At 62.4% G+C, this 22,158-nt stretch carries 29 protein-coding genes and 1 pseudogene; 13 read left to right on the forward strand and 17 right to left on the reverse strand.

Annotated features, from left to right (window positions below; translation table 11 throughout):
* Window positions 1-122 precede the first annotated feature (122 nt).
* From NMG70_RS28060 to NMG70_RS28110, 11 genes and pseudogenes are all read right to left on the reverse strand, one after another.
* Window positions 123-1,184: pseudogene (locus NMG70_RS28060) on the reverse strand (alpha/beta fold hydrolase); the annotation flags it as partial.
* A gap of 86 nt (window positions 1,185-1,270) precedes the next feature.
* A complete protein-coding gene (locus tag NMG70_RS28065) occupies window positions 1,271-1,855 on the reverse strand; it encodes a tetratricopeptide repeat protein (protein ID WP_254027511.1) in 585 nt (194 codons plus the stop codon).
* Between the two features lie 219 nt (window positions 1,856-2,074).
* Complete coding sequence (ykgO, locus tag NMG70_RS28070) at window positions 2,075-2,200, reverse strand: type B 50S ribosomal protein L36 (RefSeq protein ID WP_006327841.1); 126 nt, start codon at window positions 2,198-2,200, stop codon at window positions 2,075-2,077.
* Between the two features lie 199 nt (window positions 2,201-2,399).
* Entirely contained in the window at window positions 2,400-3,476 is a 1,077-nt protein-coding gene (locus NMG70_RS28075; RefSeq protein WP_254027512.1) for a 5-(carboxyamino)imidazole ribonucleotide synthase, read from the reverse strand.
* Window positions 3,473-3,970: a 5-(carboxyamino)imidazole ribonucleotide mutase gene (gene purE, locus NMG70_RS28080; RefSeq protein ID WP_254027513.1), complete on the reverse strand. Its 498-nt coding sequence runs from the start codon at window positions 3,968-3,970 to the stop codon at window positions 3,473-3,475. The genes NMG70_RS28075 and purE overlap by 4 nt, the downstream gene beginning before the upstream one ends.
* 207 nt (window positions 3,971-4,177) lie before the next feature.
* Window positions 4,178-5,383 (reverse strand): aminotransferase class V-fold PLP-dependent enzyme, encoded by a 1,206-nt coding sequence (locus NMG70_RS28085; protein ID WP_254027514.1) that lies wholly within the window; start codon window positions 5,381-5,383, stop codon window positions 4,178-4,180.
* Window positions 5,384-5,407: 24 nt separating this feature from the next.
* Window positions 5,408-5,869, reverse strand: a complete 462-nt coding sequence (locus NMG70_RS28090) for a RidA family protein (protein ID WP_027152960.1) — start codon at window positions 5,867-5,869, stop codon at window positions 5,408-5,410.
* 37 nt (window positions 5,870-5,906) lie between these two features.
* Entirely contained in the window at window positions 5,907-6,701 is a 795-nt protein-coding gene (locus NMG70_RS28095; RefSeq protein ID WP_254027515.1) for an amino acid ABC transporter ATP-binding protein, read from the reverse strand.
* A gap of 4 nt (window positions 6,702-6,705) precedes the next feature.
* Window positions 6,706-7,356, reverse strand: coding sequence for an amino acid ABC transporter permease (locus NMG70_RS28100; RefSeq protein WP_095517947.1), 651 nt, complete (start codon window positions 7,354-7,356; stop codon window positions 6,706-6,708).
* 1 nt (window position 7,357) lies between these two features.
* A complete protein-coding gene (locus tag NMG70_RS28105; RefSeq protein ID WP_254027516.1) occupies window positions 7,358-8,023 on the reverse strand; it encodes an amino acid ABC transporter permease in 666 nt (221 codons plus the stop codon).
* Between the two features lie 69 nt (window positions 8,024-8,092).
* The gene (locus tag NMG70_RS28110) at window positions 8,093-8,968 is read right to left on the reverse strand and encodes a transporter substrate-binding protein (RefSeq protein WP_254027517.1); all 876 of its coding nucleotides are present in this window, start codon (window positions 8,966-8,968) and stop codon (window positions 8,093-8,095) included.
* A gap of 139 nt (window positions 8,969-9,107) precedes the next feature.
* Between NMG70_RS28110 and NMG70_RS28115 the strand changes: the two genes are divergently transcribed.
* The gene (locus NMG70_RS28115) at window positions 9,108-9,911 is read left to right on the forward strand and encodes an IclR family transcriptional regulator (protein WP_254027518.1); all 804 of its coding nucleotides are present in this window, start codon (window positions 9,108-9,110) and stop codon (window positions 9,909-9,911) included.
* A gap of 33 nt (window positions 9,912-9,944) precedes the next feature.
* On the opposite strand, the gene NMG70_RS28120 is transcribed toward NMG70_RS28115, so the two are convergent.
* The gene (locus NMG70_RS28120; RefSeq protein WP_077380473.1) at window positions 9,945-10,148 is read right to left on the reverse strand and encodes a YdcH family protein; all 204 of its coding nucleotides are present in this window, start codon (window positions 10,146-10,148) and stop codon (window positions 9,945-9,947) included.
* A gap of 240 nt (window positions 10,149-10,388) precedes the next feature.
* Here NMG70_RS28120 and NMG70_RS28125 point away from each other — a divergent pair, with 240 nt between their 5' ends.
* From NMG70_RS28125 to NMG70_RS28140, 4 genes are all read left to right on the forward strand, one after another.
* Window positions 10,389-10,574 carry a YdcH family protein gene (locus NMG70_RS28125; RefSeq protein ID WP_023797036.1) on the forward strand — a complete coding sequence of 62 codons (186 nt, stop codon included), beginning with the start codon at window positions 10,389-10,391 and terminating at the stop codon, window positions 10,572-10,574.
* A 375-nt stretch (window positions 10,575-10,949) separates the two neighbouring features.
* Window positions 10,950-12,203 (forward strand): flavodoxin-dependent (E)-4-hydroxy-3-methylbut-2-enyl-diphosphate synthase, encoded by a 1,254-nt coding sequence (gene ispG / locus NMG70_RS28130; protein ID WP_254027519.1) that lies wholly within the window; start codon window positions 10,950-10,952, stop codon window positions 12,201-12,203.
* A gap of 4 nt (window positions 12,204-12,207) precedes the next feature.
* Window positions 12,208-13,092, forward strand: coding sequence for a lytic transglycosylase domain-containing protein (locus tag NMG70_RS28135; RefSeq protein WP_254027520.1), 885 nt, complete (start codon window positions 12,208-12,210; stop codon window positions 13,090-13,092).
* A gap of 91 nt (window positions 13,093-13,183) precedes the next feature.
* On the forward strand, window positions 13,184-13,921 hold the full coding sequence (locus tag NMG70_RS28140; protein WP_254027521.1) for a class I SAM-dependent methyltransferase: 738 nt from the start codon (window positions 13,184-13,186) through the stop codon (window positions 13,919-13,921).
* 43 nt (window positions 13,922-13,964) lie between these two features.
* On the opposite strand, the gene NMG70_RS28145 is transcribed toward NMG70_RS28140, so the two are convergent.
* A complete protein-coding gene (locus NMG70_RS28145) occupies window positions 13,965-14,882 on the reverse strand; it encodes a polyprenyl synthetase family protein (protein ID WP_254027522.1) in 918 nt (305 codons plus the stop codon).
* Between the two features lie 77 nt (window positions 14,883-14,959).
* Between NMG70_RS28145 and NMG70_RS28150 the strand changes: the two genes are divergently transcribed.
* The 3 genes from NMG70_RS28150 (at window position 14,960) to NMG70_RS28160 (ending at window position 16,694) form a co-directional block, all read left to right on the forward strand.
* A complete protein-coding gene (locus tag NMG70_RS28150) occupies window positions 14,960-15,730 on the forward strand; it encodes a biosynthetic peptidoglycan transglycosylase (protein ID WP_254027523.1) in 771 nt (256 codons plus the stop codon).
* 137 nt (window positions 15,731-15,867) lie between these two features.
* Window positions 15,868-16,050, forward strand: coding sequence for a 50S ribosomal protein L32 (gene rpmF, locus NMG70_RS28155; RefSeq protein ID WP_254027524.1), 183 nt, complete (start codon window positions 15,868-15,870; stop codon window positions 16,048-16,050).
* Between the two features lie 242 nt (window positions 16,051-16,292).
* Window positions 16,293-16,694, forward strand: coding sequence for a hypothetical protein (locus NMG70_RS28160; protein ID WP_254027525.1), 402 nt, complete (start codon window positions 16,293-16,295; stop codon window positions 16,692-16,694).
* A gap of 151 nt (window positions 16,695-16,845) precedes the next feature.
* On the opposite strand, the gene NMG70_RS28165 is transcribed toward NMG70_RS28160, so the two are convergent.
* Window positions 16,846-17,079, reverse strand: a complete 234-nt coding sequence (locus tag NMG70_RS28165; RefSeq protein ID WP_029348749.1) for a hypothetical protein — start codon at window positions 17,077-17,079, stop codon at window positions 16,846-16,848.
* A gap of 79 nt (window positions 17,080-17,158) precedes the next feature.
* Entirely contained in the window at window positions 17,159-17,686 is a 528-nt protein-coding gene (locus NMG70_RS28170; RefSeq protein ID WP_254027526.1) for a winged helix-turn-helix transcriptional regulator, read from the reverse strand.
* A 99-nt stretch (window positions 17,687-17,785) separates the two neighbouring features.
* Here NMG70_RS28170 and NMG70_RS28175 point away from each other — a divergent pair, with 99 nt between their 5' ends.
* The 5 genes from NMG70_RS28175 (at window position 17,786) to NMG70_RS28195 (ending at window position 20,440) form a co-directional block, all read left to right on the forward strand.
* Window positions 17,786-18,652, forward strand: coding sequence for an alpha/beta fold hydrolase (locus NMG70_RS28175; protein WP_254027527.1), 867 nt, complete (start codon window positions 17,786-17,788; stop codon window positions 18,650-18,652).
* A 113-nt stretch (window positions 18,653-18,765) separates the two neighbouring features.
* Window positions 18,766-18,921 (forward strand): hypothetical protein, encoded by a 156-nt coding sequence (locus NMG70_RS33390; RefSeq protein ID WP_436798474.1) that lies wholly within the window; start codon window positions 18,766-18,768, stop codon window positions 18,919-18,921.
* Between the two features lie 55 nt (window positions 18,922-18,976).
* Entirely contained in the window at window positions 18,977-19,321 is a 345-nt protein-coding gene (locus NMG70_RS28185; protein WP_254027528.1) for an ArsR/SmtB family transcription factor, read from the forward strand.
* Window positions 19,322-19,331: 10 nt separating this feature from the next.
* A complete protein-coding gene (locus NMG70_RS28190; protein WP_254019482.1) occupies window positions 19,332-19,787 on the forward strand; it encodes an SRPBCC family protein in 456 nt (151 codons plus the stop codon).
* A gap of 44 nt (window positions 19,788-19,831) precedes the next feature.
* Window positions 19,832-20,440: a glutathione S-transferase family protein gene (locus NMG70_RS28195; protein ID WP_254027529.1), complete on the forward strand. Its 609-nt coding sequence runs from the start codon at window positions 19,832-19,834 to the stop codon at window positions 20,438-20,440.
* A gap of 131 nt (window positions 20,441-20,571) precedes the next feature.
* Here NMG70_RS28195 and NMG70_RS28200 read toward each other — a convergent pair whose 3' ends face one another.
* Entirely contained in the window at window positions 20,572-20,859 is a 288-nt protein-coding gene (locus tag NMG70_RS28200; RefSeq protein ID WP_254019480.1) for an ArsR/SmtB family transcription factor, read from the reverse strand.
* A gap of 31 nt (window positions 20,860-20,890) precedes the next feature.
* Complete coding sequence (locus NMG70_RS28205; RefSeq protein ID WP_254027530.1) at window positions 20,891-22,138, reverse strand: MFS transporter; 1,248 nt, start codon at window positions 22,136-22,138, stop codon at window positions 20,891-20,893.
* Between the last annotated feature and the right edge of the window lie 20 nt (window positions 22,139-22,158).

Raw genomic sequence — 22,158 nt, forward strand, 5'->3', positions numbered from 1 at the left:
AAAACGTGAAACGCTCTAGAGCAATTCCCGGAAAAGTGCGTAGCGGTTTTCCGTCCGGAATTGCGTAAAAACAAATACTTAGAGCGGCTTGGCGGTTCTATCAAAAGCTGAACCGCTCTAGGCGGCGCGAGTTCGGCTTCCGGCGCTTTGATGTCGGCGCATTTGCCGGCGCCGTAGGTGTCGCCGGCGATCCTGACTTCCACGGCCTTCGCCATTGCCTGAAGGTCGACGTCCCTGCCGGCGACCTTTTCGATTGCGCCGACAACGAGATCGGGTGCTATCCAGTCCGGCTTGTGGCCGAGATTGCGGACCCAGACCAGTTCGGCCCCGGCGATATCGCGGACAAGGCCGACCGAATGGATCGTTGCATAGACCACCTTGTCGCGGTCGCCCGAGATGACCACAGTCGGCGCCTTGATATCGCGGTAGTGCGGTGCGGCATCGAGCGTGTAGCGATAAAGCCCGGCGACGTCGGTGGCGTTGGCACGAAAGGCGTTCGGCCGAAGCACCAGCGGGATCGCGACCTCGGCGACATAGAAGTCCGGCACCTTGTTGGGGGCAAAGACGCAGGCGGTGGCGGTATTCATCTGCAGCGTTCCCGACGGATAGGTCAGCGTTTCGGAAAAAAGCCGGCCGACGATCGGAATGGTCGTCAAATTGTAGTACCAGGCGGTCGCGCCGCCCGGCCAGGGATGGGTGGCAGGCGCCAGGAACACCAGGCCGAGCGTCTTGTCGGGATGCTCGCGGCCGAAGGCGGTGGTCACCGAGCCGCCGAAGGAATGGCCGGCAATGATAGCTTTCCTGATGCCGAGATGGTCCATCAGCGCTGCGATGGTGCTGGCCTGTGCCGATGGGGTCTCGTTGTTGCCGGGGCCGCGCCCCGACCAGCCTGCACCCGGGCGGTCGAAAAACAACATCTCGGCACGGCCTTCCAGCAACGGCCTCAACGGCAGCATCTGATCCCTGAGATTGGCGCTGGCGCCGTGGATAAAGACGATCGGCGGCAGTTCGGCGTTTTCCCGCGCCGGAACGTGAACGTAGTGGACGCGGGCACCGTTTATATCCGCGAAGTCGCCAATCGGTGGATTGCGGCGCTCGATCAGCCATGAACCGGCGCGGGTGACACCTGCAAGGGTGAACACAAGCGCCATGAGGAGGGCGAGCGCGGCGTAGATCAGGTTCATGCGGAGAGGTACGGACCGGAGCGAAATTAGTTCACAGTCTAACTAAAAAAACTTTCGCTCAAGTGGAATTGTCCGCAACCGGCAATTCAGATCCCTTCGCCGGCAAGTTCTTCCGAAATCGTGCCGACCTGATCCTGGGCACTGCGCATCATCGGATAGATGCTGAGCACGCGCTGCCAGGCTTCCAGCGCCGATTGCTTGTGGCCGGTTACCGCCATGATCCGCGCCAGGCCGGACAGTGCGCCAAAATGGCGCGGCTCGAGCTGCAGCGTGCGGTCGATGTCGGCCATCGATTTCCCAAAGTTATTCATCATGAAATGTACGGTGGCGCGCCGGTTCCAGCCTTCGGCATAGGCCGGTTGCAACGTCACCACCTGATCGAGGAAGTCGAGCGCCACGTCGAACTTCTTGTCTTCGGCCGCTTTTTGCGACCATTGCATCATCAGGTCGATCGAGGCGCTGCCGGATTGCGACCACTCGTGCGAGATGCGCGCGGCGATGCGCTCGGCGGCTTTTTCATTGCGCTCGCGCTTCAGGTCGACAAACAGCTGGTCGAGCCTTGCCTCCCTGGTCGTGGCAACCGGAGGGGCGACCGCATCGTCCGCTTGGGCCGGAAGCGAGGCGGAACCGAAAAGAAAAAGCGCCGCGAAGAATGCAAAAAGAATCCGCATGGCCGGGAATCTAACCCCGGACAGCGGATCGTCAAACTGAATTTAGCGTGAAAGGGCCGGCAGGCCGGTATTAGAGCGCCACGCGTCCTTTTGGACGCGTAAAGCACGCTCTAACATTTTGAATTCCTCGCATCGTACTTTCCGAAAATCGATTCCGATTTTTGGCTCGATGCAGTACATCATGCAGGCGCGGAGGCAGCCGCCCCAACGCGAAAAGACTCAGCCCTGGCGTGCCTTGTAGCGCGGAGCGGTCTTGTTGATGATGTACACGCGGCCCTTGCGGCGAACCAGCTGGTTGTCGCGGTGACGCGCCTTGAGCGCCTTGAGCGAATTCTTGATCTTCATGGTCTTGCCCGTCGGTCTGGGCCCGCTTGGGCCGAATTATTAAGGCGCGCTCGGAAAGCGCGCCTCTCAACTTGTGCGTGGCTCATAAACGAGGAGCCTTGCCCATGTCAACCGCAGCATGCTTCATGGATGAAGCTAGTGCGGCGGATTTTGAGTTCCTGCTCTACCAACGGCGTTAGAACGGTGCCGTCCAATAGCCTCAACGGTGGCGGCTCATTCGCGTAAAATGGCCCATCTTGCGGCCGGGGCGTGCCTCGGCCTTGCCATAGAGATGCAGCATCAGATCGGGCTCGGCGAGCAGAGCCGGGATGCGCAGGACGTCGTCGCCGATCAGGTTTTCCATGACGCAGTCAAAATGGCGGCCGGGATTTCCCAGCGGCAGGCCGGCGACGGCGCGAATGTGCTGCTCGAACTGCGAGACGATGCAGGCGGCTTCCGTCCAGTGGCCGGAATTGTGAACGCGCGGCGCGATCTCATTGGCCAGCAACGCGCCGTCAGCAAGGATAAAGAACTCGATGCCGATGACGCCGACATAGTCGAGCGCGGCAAGTATCTTTGCCGCCGCCGCCTGCGCTGCAGCGGCGGTTTCGGACCCTATCCTGGCCGGCAGGGTCGAGCTGTGCAGGATGCCGTTGCGGTGGACGTTTTCTGCCGGATCGTAGGCGGCGAGCGAACCGTCCATGCCGCGCACCGCGATCACCGAAATCTCGCGTTCGAAGGCGACGAAGGATTCGAGGATCAGCGGCACGTTGCCCATTGCCTCGCAGGTGCCGCCAAAGCCCCCTGTTTCCATGTTGCGGAACACGCGCTGGCCCTTGCCGTCATAGCCCATGCGCCGCGTCTTCAATATGCCGCTGCCGTCGAACTTTTTCAGCGCCGCCGTCAATTCGTCGTCATTGTCGACGGGGCAGAAATCTGCGGTGGGAATGCCGATGCCGTTGAGGAATTTCTTCTCCGCCACCCGGTCCTGCGCTACTTCCAGCGCGCTCGCCGGCGGATAGACCGGGACCGTGACGGCAAGCGCGCTGGCGGCCATGACCGGCACGTTCTCGAACTCGTAGGTGACGACGGCGCTGACTGCAGCCAGTTCGGCGAGCGCGGCCGTGTCGTCATAAGCGGCAGCGATCTGCCGGTTGGCGACTTGTGCCGCCGGACAATCCGGCTGTGGCTCCAGCACGACCGTGCGGTAGCCGAGACGGGCCGCGGCCATGGCCAGCATGCGGCCGAGCTGGCCGCCGCCGATGATGCCGATGGTCGATCCGGCAGGCAGGCTCATGGCGTGTCCGTGGGCTCTGCGGCGACCCTGGCGGTCTGGGCGGCGCGCCAGGCATCGAGCCGGGCGGCGAGCTTTTCGTCGGTCAGCGCCAGCACGGCCGCAGCCAGAAGGGCGGCATTGGTGGCGCCCGCCTTGCCGATGGCCAGCGTGCCGACCGGAATGCCGGCCGGCATCTGCACTATGGAAAGCAGCGAGTCCTTTCCGGAAAGCGCCTTCGATTCTACCGGCACGCCAAAAACCGGGATCGGCGTCATCGCCGCCGTCATGCCGGGCAGGTGCGCCGCACCGCCGGCGCCGGCGATGATCACCCGAAAACCGGCCGCTTTGGCGCCCTTGGCGAAGTCATACAGCCGGTCGGGGGTGCGATGAGCCGAGACGATCAGCCGCTTGTGCTCGATGCCTAGCGCCTCCAGCGTTTCCGCGGCGTGGCGCATCGTCGCCCAGTCGGACTGGCTGCCCATGATGATGGCGACGTCGGCGCGGTGATCGTCCAAGCTTCTGCTCCTGGCGGCAAAGGCGCGCCTTAAAGCGCGTCGCGTCTGAAGGGATTCATCCGACGCGCTTTAAGTTCTTGTTTTTATGCATGTCGTTGTCCCAAAACCGCTGCGCACTTTTGGGCGACATGCATTAGCGGAATTCGGGATCGACGGCAAGGATGCGATGCCCCTGCGCAGCATTCGGGCGCATGGCGCCATCGGTACCTAATCCGGCCAGCGCGAGGTGCTAGCGCTATCCTTGCGGGCCGACTTCATCGCATCCGCCGGACGCTCGGCCGCGCTCAGCACGGCACGCAGGCGTTCGGCGACGATCTCCGCCTCGCCAGGATGAAGATTGCACGGGTCGAGGAAGAAGTGACCACGCTCGACCTCGTGGTTGCGCACGATAATGGGAGGCGAACCAGCCGCCAGCGCCAACGCAAGGCCGGCGGCGGTGAACCTGCTTTCAGGTGTAACAAACACCTGCAGCCGGTCGAGCGGATTGCCGGTCGGATCGGGGATGAGATGCGCGGCGATGCCGGGCAGCCCTTGCAATGCGTCGTGCCACAGATGCAAAGCCGCTTCTTCCCGCTTGCGGATGCGGGCGTGATCGCGCCGCTCCCAGGCCTCCAGTGCGGCCATGGTGCCGGCGATGCTTTCCTTGCCAACCTTCATCGCCCGCGCAACGCCACGATTCTGCAGATAGGCGGCCCGCACCAGATCCTTGCGCCCGGTGACGATGCCGCTTGTCGGTCCTGAGAGAAATTTGTGTCCGCTGTAGACGACGATGTCGGCGCCGCGCGCGAGAAAGCTGCGCAAATCATATTCGGAGGCGGCGTCAACGATCACCGGGACGCCCTTGGCGTGGCAGATCTCGCAGAATTCCTCGAGCGAAAGCATGCCGTATTGCACCGTGTGATGCGCAACGACATAGAGACCTGCCGCAGTGCGGTCGCGGATCGCCTCGCGCACATGGTAGTCCTGCGTCACGCTGACAGTGCCGGCAGGTACGGTCCTCGCCCCGGCCAGCCGGATCGACTGGTCGATCGGCGCGCCATAATTGACGATGTGGCCGAGTTGGACGATGACCTCCGACTTGAGGCCCTCGGTGTCGTCCGGCAGCCGCTCGACCGCCAGAAGGTTGGTGCCGGTCATTGTGCCGGCAATGGCCATGGTGATGCCGCTGGCGCAGCAAGCGGTGATGAAGCCGGCCTCGCCGCCGGTGAGGCGCGCGACGACCGTGCTTGCGGCGCGCTGCAGGTCGTCCATCTCCACCCACTGCGAGGCGATTTCCGACATCGCGGCGATCGCTTCCGGGACGATGATCGAGGCGCCAAGCGCCGTCATCGTGCCAGAGACATTGATGATCGGGCGAAGGCCGAGCCGTTCGCGGATTGTCGTGTTGGAGCCGTTTGCGGAATAGGTTTTCATCTCTAGAGGTCCCATTGGTAGACTTCAGGCGGCGATCTCGACGACCGCCTCGATTTCCACGGTGATGTTGCCCGGCAGGGAGCCGACACCGATCGCCGAACGGGCGTGCCCGCCGATACTATCAAAGACAGCGGCGAAAAGATCGGAACAGCCATTCACCACCTTCGGATGGTCGCTGAAGGTCGGGATCGCGTTGACGAAGCCAAGCAGCTTGACGACGCGCACGATGCGGCCGAGGTCGCCTGCCGCAGCGTGCATGACGGCGAGCAGGTTCAGGCCGGTGAGACGGGCATGCTTATAAGCCTCTTCAACCGTGACGTCCTCGCCCACCTTGCCGGTGCAAAGCGTTCCGTCGGCGCGCAGCGGCCCTTGGCCGGAGAGGAAGATCAGCCGTCCGCTCTCGGCGTGGGTGACGAAATTGGCGATCGGCGTCGGCGGCTCGGGCAGCGTCAGACCCAATTCGGCGAGCCGGATGTAAGGCGTCATGAAAAAGGCTCCCTGCGACAGCTTTCGCCGTCCGATGTCAGAAATGCGAGGCTCGAAACCGCGCCAGGAAACTGCGGAGACGCTCATTATCGATCTCGGTGCCCAGAATCTCGGCAGGCGGGCCTGCGGCGCTGACGCCGCCATCCGCCATGAAGACGATGCGGCTCGAGGCGTCGCGCGCAAAGGCCATCTCGTGCGTGACCATCACCATCGTCATGCCGTCCTCGGCCAGGCTGCGCACGACCTCGAGCACCTCGCCGACGAGTTCCGGGTCGAGCGCGGATGTTATCTCGTCGAGAAGCAGGATTTTCGGCTCCATCGCCACCGCCCGGGCGATGCCGACACGCTGCTGCTGGCCGCCCGAAAGCTCGGCGGGCAGGCTGTCGGCCTTGTGAGCGAGGCCGACCCGGCCGAGCCAGTGCTCGGCAATGGCACGCGCTTCGGTACTGCTCTTGCCGCGCACCTTGCGCAGGCCAAGCATGATGTTGCCGGCCGCCGTCAGATGCGGAAACAGATTGAAACTCTGGAACACCATTCCGGTCTCGGCGCGCATCTTCGCCAGGTCGCGCTCGCTGCGGCGCTGGTGTGTTCCCATCTCGCGGAAGCCGACCTCCTTGCCGTCGATGCGGATGGAGCCGCTGTCGTAGCTCTCCAGGAAGTTGACGCAGCGTAGCAGCGTGGTCTTGCCGCTGCCCGAAGGTCCGATGACAGTCACCACCTCACCGCGTGTCACCTGCAGGCTGACGGCGCGCAGGACTTCGACGGATCCAAAGGATTTGGAAACGTCGGAGATGTCGAGAAGCGCCGGATTGGCGGGTGGGGAGATGGACATCTTGCTATTCCCGGATGAAGGAGAAACGCCGCTCCAACCGTCGGCTGGCCAGGGAGAGGGCGTAATTGACGACGAAGTAGATGACCGCACCGAGGATGTAGAGCGGCATCGCTTCGTAGGTGCGACCGATGACCTGGTTGATGGCGTGCATCAGGTCGGTGATGCCGAGCAGCGAGACCAGTGCGCTGCCCTTCACCGCATCGGTGACGCCATTGATCCAAGGCGGCAGGAAGCGCCTGAACGCTTGCGGGAAGATGACGTAAGCCAGTCGCTGGCGAAAGGTCAGCCCGATCGCCATCGCCGCTTCGGACTGCCCCTTCGGTATGGAACCGACCGCACCGCGCAGATACTCGATGACCTGCGCCGTCTTGAACAGGGTGAGCGCCAGCACGGCTGCCCAGAAGGATTCCAGATGGATGCCGACGGCAGGCAGGCCGTAATAGACGAAGAAGATGAGCACCAGGATCGGAATGCCGCGTATGGTATCGCTGAAAATGCGCACCGCCCAGCGCAGCGGAGCCGGGCCATAGACAAGGCCGACGCCCATCATCACCCCGGCGACGAGCGACAACACCACGACCAGCAGCGACACCCATAGCGTCACGGCAAAACCCTGGGCCAGGAAGGGCAAGGCGTAGGCGATCTGGCCAAGCATCCTAGTGCGCCGCCCTGAACCGGCGCTCGACAAGCCGAAGTGCATAAAGAAGCGCGTAGCCGGTCAAGAGGTACATCGCCGTCACCACAAGGTAGACCTCGACGATGCGGAAGGTGTTGAAGTTGATCCACTGGGCGCCGTAGGTGAGCTCGGGCACCGAAATGACCGAGGCAACGGACGTGTCCTTGAACAGCGATAGGAACGTGTTGGAAAGCGCGGGCAGCGTTATGCGCAGCATCGTTGGCAGGCGCACATGGACCAGCCTTTGCCATGGCGTCAGGCCGATCGCCTTGCCGGCGTCGAGCTGTCCGCGCGGAACCGCTTCGAGCCCCGAGCGGAACACCTCGACCAGATAAGCGCCGCTATAGAGCGACAGCGTGGCAATGAATGAGGTCTGCGCGCTGTAGGCGATGTCGACCACCGTCGGCAGGCCGTAAAAGACGAGATAGACGAGCAGGATCAGCGGCACGTTGCGGATGAACTCGACATAGGCGGCGATGACGGTCCGCACCGCACGTCCGGCCGACACGTACCAGACCGCCAGAAGCAGTCCGATGAGGATGCCGATCGCAATGGAGATCACGGCCAGCTCCAGGCTGAGCAGCAGCCCGCCCCAGAGCTTGTCGAAATGCCGCCAGATCAGGTTGAAGTTCAGGGTATAGCCCATGTGTCCCTGTCATATCGAGGGCTGCGACGATAAGCAGGCGGAAGGGCGCGGCCCTTCCGCCTGCTTGCATCAGATGACCGGGAAGCCGGGATGGCGCGCCGGCGGCTCCTGTCCGAAATAGTCCTTGAATGCAGCGTCGTAGAGCGCCGTCTCGTGGCCGAACATCGCGGTGGCGAAGGTCGTGTTGACGAAGGTCAGCCAGTCGAGGTCGCCTTGCCGAAGTGCGGCGCCGTAAAGCATCGAGAACCAGCTCTTGCCGGCATCGAAGTATTTGTCGGGATTGCGCGAGGCGAGCCAGCGAACCGTCGACAGATCGACGGCGGCGGCGTCGACGCGCTTCGATTCCAGTGCCTGCAGCACATTGGCCTGCGTGTCTATCTGCATCACCTGCGCCTGCGGCAGGACGATGTGCACATTTGCCTCGGCATCGACATTCTGCAGGATGGAAATCCGCGTCGCCGAACCGCCGGCAAGCAGCTTGTCGAAGGTCTTGTTTTCTGCGTTCGGAAGGGTCAGCAAGGCGATGCCTTCGACGTAATAGGGCCGGGAGAAGTGGATCAACTGCGAGCGCTGGGCGGTCATGGTCATGAACTGGATCGAAATGTCGACCTTGTTGGTGGTCACGTTCGGAATGCGCTGCGCCGGATCCTGCATGACGAACTCGACCTTGGTCGTATCGTCGAAAAGTCCCTTGGCAAGAATGCGCCCCATGGTGATGTCCATGCCGACCAGTTCGCCGGCATCGTTTTCGAAGTGCCAGGGCGCATTGGTGCTGCCGGTGCCGACGATCACCTTGCCGCGATCGAGAACGGTGCGCAGCAGGCTGTCCGGTGCCGCTTGCGCCGCCGCCTTCTGAACATCGACGGTTGCGGCTGCGCCCACCACGCCGGCCGTCGCAAGCCCGGCCAGTTTCAGAAATTCACGTCTTTTGGATGTGTCGTTCACGGCGACCTCCTTTTCGTTTGTGTTCCCCTTTGCCGATACATGCATCTGTAACCTGCTGGCATCAGTAATCTGCTAGATTGTCTCTTACACAAGACACATGTATCCTGTACAAGACAGATACTAACATCAGGAATCAGCAATGCAAGATGGCAATGCCTTGGCAGTTCGGCCGGAGGCCGGTCCGGACGAAGACAAGATTGCGGGCTCCCGCGAAAAGGGTCTCAACCGGGTGCTCCATATCCTGGAGTTTCTTCACGCGAACCAGCGAGCGATCGGGATTGGCGATCTCGCCAAGGGAGTGAATGCGCCGCGCTCGACGATCTACACGCTTGTGCGCTCGCTGGTGGATGCGGGCCTGCTGGAAATGGCCGGCGACGGCAATCGCGTCTATTTCGGGAAGAAGCTTTATCTCTACGGAATGGACTATGTGCGCGGCAACGACCTGCTCAGGCGAGGGCGTCAGGAAGTCGACAATCTTTCGCGCGAGACAGGCGAGACCTCCGAATTGTGCATGCTGCAAAGCGGCCGCTACACGATTGTCCATTCAAGCCCGGGCACCAGGCCGTTCCGGATCAGTTCGGCCACGGGTCTGCAGATCCCGCTTCCCTGGACCGCTTCCGGGCGCCTGCTTCTCGCCGGTTTCGAAAGGGCCGTGATCGAAGACATGGTGTCCGAAGACGATCTCGTCCTGCCGGACGGCCGCAGATTGTTGCTGGACGACTTCATAGAAGATATCGCGACGGCCGGGGCTGCCGGCTACTGTGTGACCTCCGGTCTTGTCGACGCCTATACGAAATGCCTTGCCGCGCCGGTCTTTTCAGCTGCCGGCAAGGTCGAGGCGACGATATGCCTGGTGGTTCCCATCGACACTTCCGAGGAGAAGACCGGCGATCTCATCGCCCTGCTGCGCGAACGCGCGGCGAGGCTTTCGATCACGGGATGAGCAGGATTTGTCGCGACCGCAAGCGGGATTCGCTCACGCGATGATGTCGGGGATGATCCGGTCTTCCAGCGCCATCAGCCGGTCTTTCAGGAAAAGTTTTTTCTTCTTCATGCGCTGGATCTGCAGAGGGTCGCAGTTCATGGCGATCATCGCGTTGATGGCCGCGTCGAAATCGGCGTGTTCCTGCTTCAGCCGAGAATATTCGAGGCGGATATCAGCCTGTTCCTGTTCGGACATTATCTACCGTCTGCACGTCTGCGGCGCCCAAAAATGGGCCTGATTGGGCGAGGCCGGAGGTATCTTGCACCGGCGCGCAGCCAATACCACATTTCGTATTGTCGTGGAATGCTACCACGCAGCATTCGACATCGATGCCCGATAGTGGCACACTGTCATTATGCCGTCACAGAAGCGAAATTGCGGTGGGACGCGCCTTGACGGCTGCAATCGAGGAAACCATGAAAGGGAGAACCAATCATGTCTCTTGCATCCCATCTTGATGAGCTGCAGCGGAAACACGGCGACATCGAACGCGAAATCGATGATGCGATGAACCATCCATCGGTCGACGACCTCGAAATCGTGAATCTCAAGCGGCGCAAGCTGGCACTCAAGGACGAGATTGAGAAACTGAAGGCGAAGCCGAAACCCACCACGCACTGACGCTCATCTACGGCGCTGCGCGTCCTTTGGACGCGCAAAGGGCGCTGTCGTGCTTCTGATTTTGGCGCATGATCCCAGCGAAAATCCTTCGGTTTCGGGGTCGTGCAGGGACAGTGTGCGCTGTGCGCGCGACCATCTTCTCCGGCGGCAACCAATGCCGCCGGAGCGGTTCCTTGTTTGTCCGGCGGTTCGATTTGACAGGTTTGCCTGCCTGTCGCCATTGACAAGCCATCTTTGCTCCTCCACCTCATGCCGGGACCTTCTATAGCGCCGCGTCTCCTTTCGGACGCGCGATGGACGCTATATTTTGATTTTTGCGCAGATTGTTTCCGGAAACCGATTCCGGAATTCGGCGCTAACAAAGGGCAGCCGGCCATGACCGGATATTTTTCTTCACCCTTGCCGCGCCGCACGTCTGTCGGTGTCGACGTCGGCGGCGTGATGGTCGGCGGGGGCGCTCCTGTCGTCGTTCAGTCGATGACCAACACCGACACCGCCGATGTCGACCAGACAGTCGCTCAAGTTGCGGCGCTGCATCGCGCCGGCTCCGAGATCGTGCGCATCACCGTCGACCGCGACGAGAGTGCCGCCGCCGTGCCCGCCATCCGCGAGCGGCTCGAACGGCTCGGCATCAATGTGCCGCTGGTCGGCGATTTCCACTATATCGGCCATAAGCTGCTCGCCGACCACCCGGCTTGCGCCGAGGCGCTGGCCAAATACCGCATCAATCCCGGCAATGTCGGCTTCAAGGACAAGAAGGACCGGCAGTTCGCGGCTATCGTCGAGATGGCGATCCGGTACGACAAGCCGGTGCGCATCGGCGTCAATTGGGGGTCGCTCGACCAGGAGCTTTTGACCAGGCTGATGGACGACAACCAGCGCCAGGGCTTTCCGCTGACCGCGCAGGAGGTAACGCGCGAGGCGATCGTGCAGTCTGCGATCCTTTCGGCCGAACTGGCCGAGCAGATCGGCCTTGGCCGCGAGAAGATCATCCTGTCGGCCAAGGTCAGCGGCGTGCAGGATCTGATCGCCGTCTACACCGAGCTTGCCACCCGCTCCAACCACGCGCTGCATCTCGGCCTTACCGAGGCCGGCATGGGTTCGAAAGGCATCGTCGCCTCGTCCGCGGCGATGGGCATTCTTCTCCAGCAAGGCATTGGCGACACGATCCGCATCTCGCTGACGCCGGAGCCGAACGGCGACCGCACCCGCGAGGTGCAAGTGTCGCAGGAACTCCTGCAGACCATGGGGTTTCGGCAGTTCGTGCCAATCGTCGCCGCCTGTCCCGGCTGCGGCCGCACCACCTCTACGGTGTTCCAGGAACTCGCCCAGAACATCCAGGCGGATCTGCGCAAGAACATGCCGGTGTGGCGTGAAAAATACCCCGGCGTCGAAAACCTCAAGGTCGCGGTGATGGGCTGCATCGTCAACGGTCCGGGTGAATCCAAGCATGCCGATATCGGCATTTCGCTGCCCGGCACCGGCGAGACGCCGACGGCGCCGGTGTTCGTCGACGGCAGGAAGGCGGCGACGCTGCGCGGTCCTTCGATCGCCGCCGACTTCGAGAAAATGGTCGACGACTATATCGAGCAGCGGTTTGGGCAATCCGGCAAGGCCGCGGCGGAGTAGGTCGATGCGGCGCTGGACGACGCCGGTCTTGCTACGTGGGGTAGTCTTGCTACGTGGGTTGCTCTTGCTTGGCGGGCTGGGCTGGGCGACAGCCGTCCAGGCCGATCCGCCGCGCCCTGCCAAACAGCGGCTGCTCGATCGGGTTTGCAATCTGATCGAGGCGCATGCCGACCAAAACGGCCTGCCCAAGGACTTTTTTGCCCGGCTGATCTGGAAGGAAAGCCGCTTCGATCCCAATGCGGTCAGTCCGGTCGGCGCCGAAGGCATAGCGCAATTCATGCCGGGCACCGCCAGGTTACGCGGCCTCGCCAATTCCTTCGATATCGAGCAGGCCATCCCGGCCTCGGCAAAATATCTCGCCGAGATGAAAACCGGCTTCGGCAATCTGGGCCTCGCCGCCGCTGCCTACAATGCCGGTGAAAACCGGGTATCGCGCTGGCTGAGTTCCGGTGGCTTCCTGCCGATGGAGACCGAAAACTACGTTCTGGACATCATGGGCGAGCCGGCCGACAGGTTCACCGACACCGCCTATGCCGGCACCATCCAGCCGCTCGACAAGAAGGCGACCTTTGCGGTCGCCTGCCGCAGGCTGCCGGTCATCAAGTCCCAAACCGTGGCGATGGCGTCGATCAACGTCAAGCCGTGGGGCGTGCAGGTGGCCGGCAACTTCCGCCGCGCCGCGGCGCTCAATCAATGGAACGGTGTGAAGCGCCGGTTTCCGGCCTTGCTTGGCGGGCATAATCCGGTCGTCAGCCGGGTGCGCTCGCCGATCGGCAGGCGCGGCATCTATGCAGTCCGGATCGGCGCCGACTCCAAAGCCAAGGCCGGCAACATCTGCCGGAAACTGCAAAGCGTCGGCGGTGCGTGCATTGTGGTGCGGAATCGGTGATGGGTGCCGCTGATTTTTCCCGACAAACTATCGAAGCTGCGCTTTTATTCCAGGAATTCTGCCGGTCCACGGCTTCAGCCATAGGCTTACCATGACCGACCGTCTCTACAGCGATCCCGAACTTGTCCAGTTCTACGATATCGAGAACGAAGGCGGCGTGGATTTCGACTATTGCGTCGGCTTCGCCAGGGAAGCCGGCTCGGTTCTCGATCTCGGCTGCGGCACCGGGCAATTGGCCGCCGCGCTCGCCGATCGGCGCAGCGTGACCGGCGTCGATCCCGCGCCGGCGATGCTCGATATTGCGCGCCGCAGAGCCGGCGGGCAGAGGGTCGACTGGGTCGAGGCCGATGCGCGCAACGTCCGGCTCGGACGACGCTTCGATCTGGTGCTTTTGACCGGGCACGCCTTCCAGGTGTTTCTCACGCCGGAAGATCAAGAGGCGGTGCTTGCCACGATCGCCGCTCATCTGGCTGCCGATGGGCGATTCATCTTCGACACGCGAAATCCAGCCGCGCAGGAGTGGCTCGAGTGGACGCCGGAACGGTCGCAACGGGAACTCAGTCATCCCGGATTGGGCGCGCTAAGAGCGTGGAACGATTTCCGCCACGATCCCGCTACCGGTGTCGTTACTTACTCGACCCATTACGAAATGCCCGACAGCGGACGGGTGCTCAGCGCCGAATCGAAAATAGCCTTTGCGGCAAAGGAAAGCCTCGCGCAGATGCTGGATCAGACCGGGCTGGTCGTCGAAGAATGGCTCGGCAGCTGGCGTGGCGAGCAATACGCTCCGACATCGCCAGAAATCATTCCGATCGGCCGGCTGCGCTAGCTTGCACGTTGCTTCGCCTCGAGCGTTTGATATTGGAACAGCGTCAGCTGTTGCGGGCCGCTACGAATTCCGCTGCCTGCTTCAGAAGCACGGCGTCTTCGCCATAGGGACAAAGCAAGGCGTGGGCCTGGTCGACGAGGCCTTGAAGCTGGTCCCGCGCCCAGTTGGCGCCGTGCAGCGCCACCAGCGTCGCCTTGCCGGCGGCGGCATCCTTGCCGGTCGCCTTGCCCATCTGGCGCGCATCCGCTGTCAGATCGAGCAGGTCGTCGGCAAGTTGAAAGGCGAGCCCGATCGCCGAGCCGAATTCCGCCAGTCGTTCACGGTCGGCCGCCGGCGCGCCGGCAAGGATTGCGCCCGCCTCGCAGGCGAAGCGGATCAGCGCGCCGGTCTTCATCGCCTGAAGCCGGATGATGCCGGCTTCTTCCGGCCGGATACGCTCGGCTTCGAGATCGAGCATCTGGCCGCCGACCATGCCGCCGGCTCCGGCGGCGCGGGCCAGCGCCAGCACCAGCGCCGCCCGCCGTTCGGCCGGCAGCATTGTCGCTTCGTCGGCAATGATGTCGAAGGCGAGCGCCAGCAAGGCGTCGCCGGCGAGGATGGCGGTCGCCTCGTCGAAGGCGTTGTGCACGGTCGGCTGGCCACGGCGCAGATCGTCGTCGTCCATGGCCGGCAGATCGTCATGGATCAGCGAATAGCAGTGCACGCATTCCAGCGCCGCCGCGACGCGCAGCGCCGTCTCGCCGTCGGCGGAAAACAGCGCGGCGCTTTCCATGACCAGGAACGGGCGCAGACGCTTGCCGCCGTTCAGCACGCCGTGGCGCATCGCCTCCATTAGGCGGCGCGGCCGCACGATCTCGCCAGAAAGCGGACGGTCGTCGAGCAGCCGCCTGAGCAGCGCCTCGATCGGGCCCGTGCGTGCGACAAGCGCTGCCTCGAACGATATTTGATCGTCTTTCGTCATGCCGGGACGGGTAGCCGACACTCAGACGTTGCGCAAGAAGCCAAGCGCCATTATGCCGGGGCAGGGAGCAGCATGGATTGAGCGGCTTGGCGGAACCGATCGTCGATCACGAAACCGAAGGGCTGGACATGGTGAGGCCGAAACGCGGCAACCGCATCGGTCTCAAACGTTGGCCCCGGCACTGGGTCCGGCGCGGTATCACGGTCGCCGTAGTGCTGGCGCTGATGCCGGTGGTGCTGACCTTTCTGTATCTGCCGCCGTTCGTGCATCCGGTATCGACACTGATGCTGAAGGATCTGGCGACGTTTTCCGGCTATGACCGGCGCTGGGTCTCGATCGACGATGTGGCGCCGACGCTGGCGCATTCGGTCATCATGTCGGAGGACGGGCAGTTCTGTTTCCATCGCGGCATCGACCTTGGCGAGTTGAGGGGCGTCGTCGACGACGCGCTGGCCGGCGAGATGACGCGTGGCGCCTCGACCATCACCATGCAGACCGTGAAGAACCTCTATCTGTGGTCGCGGCCGCTGGGCTCGGTCAGGAAAGTCGTCGAGCTGCCCCTGGCCGTCTATATCGACATGGTGATGCCGAAACGGCGCATCATGGAAATCTATCTCAACATCGCCGAATGGGGGCCGGGCATCTATGGCATCGAGGCTGCCGCCCAGCACCATTTCGGGGTTTCGGCAAAACGATTGTCGCGGCGACAGGCGGCGCTGCTTGCCGTTACCCTGCCGAACCCGATCGCCCGTAACCCGGCGAAGCCAGGGCCAGGACTGAGGCGGCTGGCCTCGCTGATCGAGCGGCGCGCCGGCCGGTCCGGCGCCTATGTCGGCTGCCTGCGATAGCTTAAAAAAATTCGCGGCGGCGCTGGCCAAAACGGCGCAGGGCGTGTATAGGCACCCGACTTTCTCAGATTCCGGCCCTGACGCGGCCCTTTCACCAGGGCAGCCGGGGCATTTTGACCATGTAGTGGAGCATATCCATGGCCGTACCGAAACGAAAAACCTCTCCGTCGAAGCGCGGCATGCGCCGTTCGGCCGATGCGCTGAAGGCCCCGACCTATGTCGAGGACAAGAATTCCGGCGAGATGCGCCGCCCGCACCATATCGACCTGAAGACCGGCATGTATCGCGGTCGCCAGGTTCTCGAGCCGAAGGACAGCTGAGAACGCTTTCGACGGTATGTGACTATCGAAGGACCGGCCATCGCGCCGGTCTTTCCGCGTTTTGTGCAGATGATCGCCCACCGGTCATTTCAGACATGCCAGCAGACATGCCGGATGGCAGCCGTACCGGCTGGTACTGTTATTTCGCACCGTCTTAGTCCGTGTTTGCAGTTGTGTGCGAAAATTCTTGACGGCGAACGCCGAGCGCATACTAGAGAAGGCTGTCCAACCGGAGCCTTCTGATGTTCGGTGCCATCCCGCTGCTGATCGTGCCCTTCGTCCTCTATAATCTTGGGCTTTTGGGAATATTCGGCGGCGGCGACGATCCCTGGGCAAGCCAAATGTTCTCGATCCGCATGATGTCGGGCGGGGTGTTCTCGATGACGCTCGGCGATCTGATCATGCTGATCGGGCTGCTTCTCTTCTTCGTCGAAATCGTGAAATCGACACGCACGACGAACGCCTCGATCATGGACCACCTGTTGTCGACCTTCGTCTTCGTGGCGTTCCTGGTCGAGTTCCTGCTGGTGAAGGGCGCGGCACACTCGGTTTTCTTCATTTTGATGGTCATCGCACTGGTCGACGTCCTCGCCGGCTTCTCAGTATCGATGCGAGCGGCCAGCCGCGACATAAACATGGGCTAATGCATGTCGCGCAAAAGCATTCCCTGGGCCTGATCGGAGGATGCGCAGCGGTTTTGCGATAACGACATGCATAAAAGGCGGTGAAGCAGCCGCCTCGATGTCAGCACCTGCCGACAACGGGCTGGACAGGGCCGCCCGACACGTCGGCCCGCTATTTTTTCTTGGCGCGCGCCGGCTTCTTCACCGGAGCAGCCGGCGCATTGGCGAGATCTTCCGCTTCCTTGGCAAGGCGGAGCGCCCTCAGCTTGTTGGTCTTTATCTGGCGGGCGTCGCTCTCGGCGACATATTCCGCCATCGCCTTCTGTCGAACCGTGGCGGCCTCTTCCTGCTTCTTGAAACGCAAATCGGCCCGCGCGCGGGCAGTATCCTTAGAATTCTCAACCAAGGGCTTTTCCAATCCCGTAAATTATAGTTTTCAATAGCTTCAATAGCAGAGCCGACCTGCGATGGGGAAAATAAGTTGGTCAGGCGCCGGCATCCCACCAGGGGCTCGGCGCCTTTCGGGCGACAACCGCCTCGTATCCGGCCTGCAACGTCGCACGCACCGTGGCATCCGGCGGCGTGTCGGAAGGCGTGCCCAGATGTTCATGGCGCAATTCGTTCATGAACTTTTCCCACATCGGCGGGCCGCCCCTTTCCAGAAGCTCGGCGCGGATCGAGAGTTCCCCGCTAACCGGCAGCCAGACGCGCCCCCAGGCGCCGAGATGCGCCAGGATCGGCACCAGCGTTATCGCCATTTCGGTCAGGCTGTAGATCGCCTTCTGCTTGTGGGTCGGATCGTCAGCCCTGGTCAGCATGCCGAGCGCCTTCAGCCGTTTCAGCCGATCGGCGAGGATGTTGGAAGCGATGCCTTCCAGAGACCCGTTGAGCAGGTCGCGAAAGTGGCGTTTACCGCCAAAAATCATGTCGCGAAGGATGATCAGGCTCCACCTGTCGCCAAACACTTCAAGCGACAGGTTGATCGGGCACCCAGACCGGCGATCGATGGTCATCCGATTCTCCGATTGAAACCGGTTGCATTATTATATCAGTTTTATTATTGTACAACCGATTGCAAAATGCAATTGGTTTGCGGAGAGGAGACGGCGACCATGACCAAGGCAGCGGAACCCGAAATCGCGTCGCAGACGTTTGGCGATCCCGCGCATCCGCCGATGCTGCTGATTATGGGCGCGATGGCCTCGATGCTCTGGTGGCCTGAGGCGTTCTGCCGGAAACTGGCCGGCAACGGCCGGTTCGTGATCCGCTATGACAATCGCGATACCGGCCGTTCGACCAAATATGCGCCGGGCAAACCGCCTTACACTTTCGACGATATGGTGGACGACGCCATCCGCGTCCTCGACAATTATGGCATTGCGAAAGCGCATGTCGTCGGCATGTCGATGGGCGGCATGATCGCACAGCTTGTGGCGTTGAAACATCCGTCGCGGATCCTCTCGCTAACGGCGATCAGCACTTCGCCAATCGGGATCGACACGTCGCATCTGCCAGGGACGACCGAAGCCTATATGAAGCATTCGGCCGAAGGCGCTGATGTCGACTGGTCGGACCGAGCCCAGGTGGTCGACTTCATCGTCAAGGACGCGCACGCAATCGCCGGCACCGCGCATCGATTCGACCACAAGCGGACGAGGGCGTTCGTCGAACAGGACTACGACCGGTCCGGCGGTTTTCTAAGCGCGACCAATCATTTCATGCTCAAGACCGGTGAAGATCGGGGCGGCGAAGATCGGGGCAACGAGGACTGGAAGGGTCGCCTGCACGACTTGAAGGTTCCGCTCCTCGTCATCCACGGCACCGCGGATCCGATCTTTCCGGTCGAGCATGGCGCCGCTCTTGCCGAAGCAGTTGCCGGCGCGAGGCTGGTCCGTATTGAAGGCGGCGGCCACGAACTCCATCCCGACGATTGGGCTGTGATTGTCGATGCCATCGCCGCTCATAGACAGGCCAGGTAAGCGCGAAGTCGGACCTTGACACACGGTCTCAGCGGCAATAGTTAAGTAAACGCTTTAGTGTCTGGCTCTCTGTAATCATGCAGTGGCGAACAATCCAAAGGAACGAGCAAGCAATGTCGTTGGCGATCCATCGCCATCCGCTGGCCTCCTTCTGCTGGAAGCCGCTGATCGCGGTCTATGAAAATGGAACGCCGTTCACATTTGTCGGCAATGAACAGTCGCGCGCTACCACGACCGGCTGCTGCTGCGGCCGTCTGTCGCCCGCGTGACCGAGGAAGCGCAGCCCTATTTCAAACTTTTCCCCTAAAACAACGGTTAAGCCCGATGCTGCACGATACCGCCCAGCTCGACGTGATGTTCCAGGCGCTCGCCGACCCGGCGCGGCGGCACATGGTGGAGCGACTGTCGCGCGGCCCCGCCTCGGTCAGCCAGTTGGCCGAGCCGCTGGCGATGTCGCTGTCGGCGGTCGTCCAACACCTGAACGTGCTCGAGACGAGCGGCCTCGTCCGCACCGAAAAGCTCGGCCGGGTGCGCACCTGCCAGCTCGAGCCGAAGGCGCTGAGGACCGCCGAACACTGGATCAACGAACGGCGCCTGAGTTGGGAACAGCGGCTCGACCGGCTCGGCGGCTTTCTTGCGGAAACCAAAGGCGAAACCGAAGGAAACTGAGGAGGCCAACATGAGCGAACGCTCCGTCGTCCATTCGACCATAGTGCTTGAACGCAGCTACGACGCTTCGCCGGCGCGGGTGTTCGCCGCCTGGTCCGATCCCACCGCATTGCAGCGCTGGGGCTCGCCCGGCGAGGGGTGGGAAAGCAGCATTGACCGCTTCGAGTTCCAGGTGGGCGGCATTGCGCTCAGCCGTTTCGGACCCAAAGGTGGCGAGAGCTATGTGAACGAGACGCGCTACCTCGACATCGTGCGCGACCAGCGCATCGTCTCGGCTGGCGGCATGACAAGCAGCGGCCAGCGATTGTTTGTCGGCCTGCTGACGGTTGAATTCAGTCCAGAAGGCACAGGCTGCCGGCTGGTGATGACCGAGCAAGGCGCCTTTCTTGACGGCCATGATCAGCCCGAAAACCATCGGGCTGGCTGGAGTCAGATGCTCGACAACCTGCGGGTGGAATGCGCGTGAGCGCCACAGCCTGAGCCAAAGATCAGCAGAATCGGGAGGATATGATGAAACTCTACTGCGGCATTGGTCCGAATTCCTACCGCGTCCGCATCTTCATGGCTGAGAAAGGCATCGACGTTCCGCGGGTTGATGTCGATCTGACAAAAGGCGAGCACAAAACCCCGCAATTCCTTGAGCTCAACTCACTCGGCCAGATTCCCGTGCTCGTGCTCGACGACGGCACGGTGATCACCGAAAGCATCGCCATCTGCCGCTATCTGGAGGCGGTTCATCCGACGCCGGCACTGTTCGGCTCGGACGCGGTCAGCCAAGGCAAGGTCGAGATGTGGAACCGCCGCGCCGAGATCGAGATCTTCGGAACGATCGGCAGCATTGCCCTGCATTCCGATCCCATGTTTGCGGAGCGGCTTGTGCAGTTCCCGGCTTTCGCCGAAACCCAGCGCGAAGCCGTTCCGGCAAAGTGGGCGTGGCTTGACCGCGAGATTGCCGATGGCCCCCCGTTCATCGCCGGCGACCAGTACTCCGTCGCCGACATCACCGCTGCCGTGGCAGCCTGGCTTGGCGCCTTCTTCGGAGCCGACATCCCGGACTCGCTCGTCAATGTCCATCATTGGCTCGACCGTGTTCAGGAACGTCCAAGCTGGAACGCTTAGTCCGATGCCGACACTGTTTCAATGGGACGATGTGCGGCACAACGCCAAGCACCTGAATCCTAAGGAGCTTTCGCCATGCGAGCTGCTCGACGCGCCTGGTGCGCTACTGGCAAAAGATGCGACGGCGCACCTCAGCTTCCGGGCGAGCCAAGCTGCTCGACCTCCCAGAACTGGTCGAGCCAGATGTTGAGCTTCAGGAAGCCGGCACTGCTGACCGTATAGACGCGCCTTGTCCCTTCCGGCTTGGCGTTGACCAGACCGGCGTCGAGCAGCACTTTCAGATGCTGCGAAACAGCCGGGCGCGAGACCGGCAACCCGGCGGCCAGTTCGTTGACGGTCTTCGGGCCGCGCCGAAGCTCTTCCAAGAGATAGCGCCGGTTGGGATCGGCAATCGCCATGAAGGCGTCGGAAAACATCATGCCTTATTTGTGAGGCAAAGTTTTCCAAATCTCAACCATTGGTTTCAGGCTTTCTGCGCGGATCGAGCCGCAAGGCTTCCGGCGTGATCGAGCGCTCGGCCGGTTGCGTCTTGAAGGCGTCGCGATCTTCTATCGGCACCGGTGCGCGCCGGCTGATGCGCAGCAGTGTATAGCCTGCCAGGCAAAGATGCGCGAGGGCCGTTGCAAGGAACAGGCTTTCCGGACGCATCCAGCCCATCAGGCCGGCGGCCAGCAGCGGCCCGATCATCGTGCCGAAACCATAGAGCAGCAGCAGGCCGCCGGACACTTTGACAAAATCCTCCGCCCGGGCGTGGTCGTTGGCATGAGCTACGGCGATCGAATAGAGCGTGTAGGCAAAGGCGCCGTAGGCGGCGGTGCAGACAATGACGAAGACGCCGGAGCGCGGCTCGAACAGGAACAGCGCGACGGCGAACAGTGCCGCGCCGAAGGCCAGGCCTGCCAGCACAAAACGGCGGTCGGTCTTGTCGGAGAGACGCCCGGCCGGAAGCTGCATGGCGGCGCCGGCGACGACCACCAGGCTCATCATCAGCGCGATCTCGGCCGTGGAAATGCCGATGCGGGCGCCATAGACGGCGCCAAGCGTGCCCCAGGCGCCGTTGGCGACGCCGATCAAAACGCAGGCGATCGCCGACACCGGCGAATTGACATAGAGCCCCTTGACGTCGAGCGAGACGTCCTGCAGCGGCTTGGGATGCGAAGCCGTCGACACCGCGGTCGGAATGAGCGACAGGCAGAACAGGATACCGGTGATCATGAACAGCGAGGCCGACTTCACATCACCGCCGGCAACGATCATCTGGCCGCCCATGATCGAGGCATAGGTGACCATCATGTAAAGCCCGAAGACGGCGCCGCGGTTCTCGTTGGTGGACTTCTCGTTTAGCCAGCTTTCGATGATCATGAAGGCGCCGGCCATGGTGAAGCCGGTGAAGGCGCGCAGCAGGATCCAGATATATTCGTCGATGATCAGGCCGGTGAGCAGTGCGACGATGGCTCCCGATGCCGCAAAGGCGCCAAAAGCCCGTACGTGACCGGCGCGGCGCACGAGGCGCGGCGCAAAGAAGCAGCCGGTGACGAAACCGCCGGCCCAGGCCGTGCCCATCAGGCCGAGCGATGCGGTCGAGAAACCCTCCAGCTGGCCGCGCAGCGGCAACAACAGCCCGTGCAGTCCGGTTGCCGCCAGCAGGAAAGCGGTGCCGCGAAGCAGCGAAAGGATAGGTCGGTAGCTTGCAAACATTTAGCTGATCCGGCTGGAAT

It is taken from the genome of Mesorhizobium ventifaucium, from assembly GCF_935822925.1.
GTDB lineage: Bacteria > Pseudomonadota > Alphaproteobacteria > Rhizobiales > Rhizobiaceae > Mesorhizobium > Mesorhizobium ventifaucium.

Bases quoted from the DNA above. Each gene is read 5' to 3' on its own strand.
- NMG70_RS28065 (WP_254027511.1), bottom strand. From the start codon at position 1,855: ATGCGGATTCTTTTTGCATTCTTCGCGGCGCTTTTTCTTTTCGGTTCC.
- ykgO (WP_006327841.1), bottom strand. From the start codon at position 2,200: ATGAAGATCAAGAATTCGCTCAAGGCGCTCAAGGCGCGTCACCGCGAC.
- NMG70_RS28075 (WP_254027512.1), bottom strand. From the start codon at position 3,476: ATGAGCCTGCCTGCCGGATCGACCATCGGCATCATCGGCGGCGGCCAG.
- NMG70_RS28085 (WP_254027514.1), bottom strand. From the start codon at position 5,383: ATGAAAACCTATTCCGCAAACGGCTCCAACACGACAATCCGCGAACGG.
- NMG70_RS28090 (WP_027152960.1), bottom strand. From the start codon at position 5,869: ATGACGCCTTACATCCGGCTCGCCGAATTGGGTCTGACGCTGCCCGAG.
- NMG70_RS28095 (WP_254027515.1), bottom strand. From the start codon at position 6,701: ATGTCCATCTCCCCACCCGCCAATCCGGCGCTTCTCGACATCTCCGAC.
- NMG70_RS28100 (WP_095517947.1), bottom strand. From the start codon at position 7,356: ATGCTTGGCCAGATCGCCTACGCCTTGCCCTTCCTGGCCCAGGGTTTT.
- NMG70_RS28105 (WP_254027516.1), bottom strand. From the start codon at position 8,023: ATGGGCTATACCCTGAACTTCAACCTGATCTGGCGGCATTTCGACAAG.
- NMG70_RS28115 (WP_254027518.1), top strand. From the start codon at position 9,108: ATGCAAGATGGCAATGCCTTGGCAGTTCGGCCGGAGGCCGGTCCGGAC.
- NMG70_RS28120 (WP_077380473.1), bottom strand. From the start codon at position 10,148: ATGTCCGAACAGGAACAGGCTGATATCCGCCTCGAATATTCTCGGCTG.
- NMG70_RS28125 (WP_023797036.1), top strand. From the start codon at position 10,389: ATGTCTCTTGCATCCCATCTTGATGAGCTGCAGCGGAAACACGGCGAC.
- ispG (WP_254027519.1), top strand. From the start codon at position 10,950: ATGACCGGATATTTTTCTTCACCCTTGCCGCGCCGCACGTCTGTCGGT.
- NMG70_RS28135 (WP_254027520.1), top strand. From the start codon at position 12,208: ATGCGGCGCTGGACGACGCCGGTCTTGCTACGTGGGGTAGTCTTGCTA.
- NMG70_RS28140 (WP_254027521.1), top strand. From the start codon at position 13,184: ATGACCGACCGTCTCTACAGCGATCCCGAACTTGTCCAGTTCTACGAT.
- NMG70_RS28145 (WP_254027522.1), bottom strand. From the start codon at position 14,882: ATGACGAAAGACGATCAAATATCGTTCGAGGCAGCGCTTGTCGCACGC.
- rpmF (WP_254027524.1), top strand. From the start codon at position 15,868: ATGGCCGTACCGAAACGAAAAACCTCTCCGTCGAAGCGCGGCATGCGC.
- NMG70_RS28160 (WP_254027525.1), top strand. From the start codon at position 16,293: ATGTTCGGTGCCATCCCGCTGCTGATCGTGCCCTTCGTCCTCTATAAT.
- NMG70_RS28170 (WP_254027526.1), bottom strand. From the start codon at position 17,686: ATGACCATCGATCGCCGGTCTGGGTGCCCGATCAACCTGTCGCTTGAA.
- NMG70_RS28175 (WP_254027527.1), top strand. From the start codon at position 17,786: ATGACCAAGGCAGCGGAACCCGAAATCGCGTCGCAGACGTTTGGCGAT.
- NMG70_RS33390 (WP_436798474.1), top strand. From the start codon at position 18,766: ATGTCGTTGGCGATCCATCGCCATCCGCTGGCCTCCTTCTGCTGGAAG.
- NMG70_RS28185 (WP_254027528.1), top strand. From the start codon at position 18,977: ATGCTGCACGATACCGCCCAGCTCGACGTGATGTTCCAGGCGCTCGCC.
- NMG70_RS28190 (WP_254019482.1), top strand. From the start codon at position 19,332: ATGAGCGAACGCTCCGTCGTCCATTCGACCATAGTGCTTGAACGCAGC.
- NMG70_RS28195 (WP_254027529.1), top strand. From the start codon at position 19,832: ATGAAACTCTACTGCGGCATTGGTCCGAATTCCTACCGCGTCCGCATC.
- NMG70_RS28200 (WP_254019480.1), bottom strand. From the start codon at position 20,859: ATGATGTTTTCCGACGCCTTCATGGCGATTGCCGATCCCAACCGGCGC.
- NMG70_RS28205 (WP_254027530.1), bottom strand. From the start codon at position 22,138: ATGTTTGCAAGCTACCGACCTATCCTTTCGCTGCTTCGCGGCACCGCT.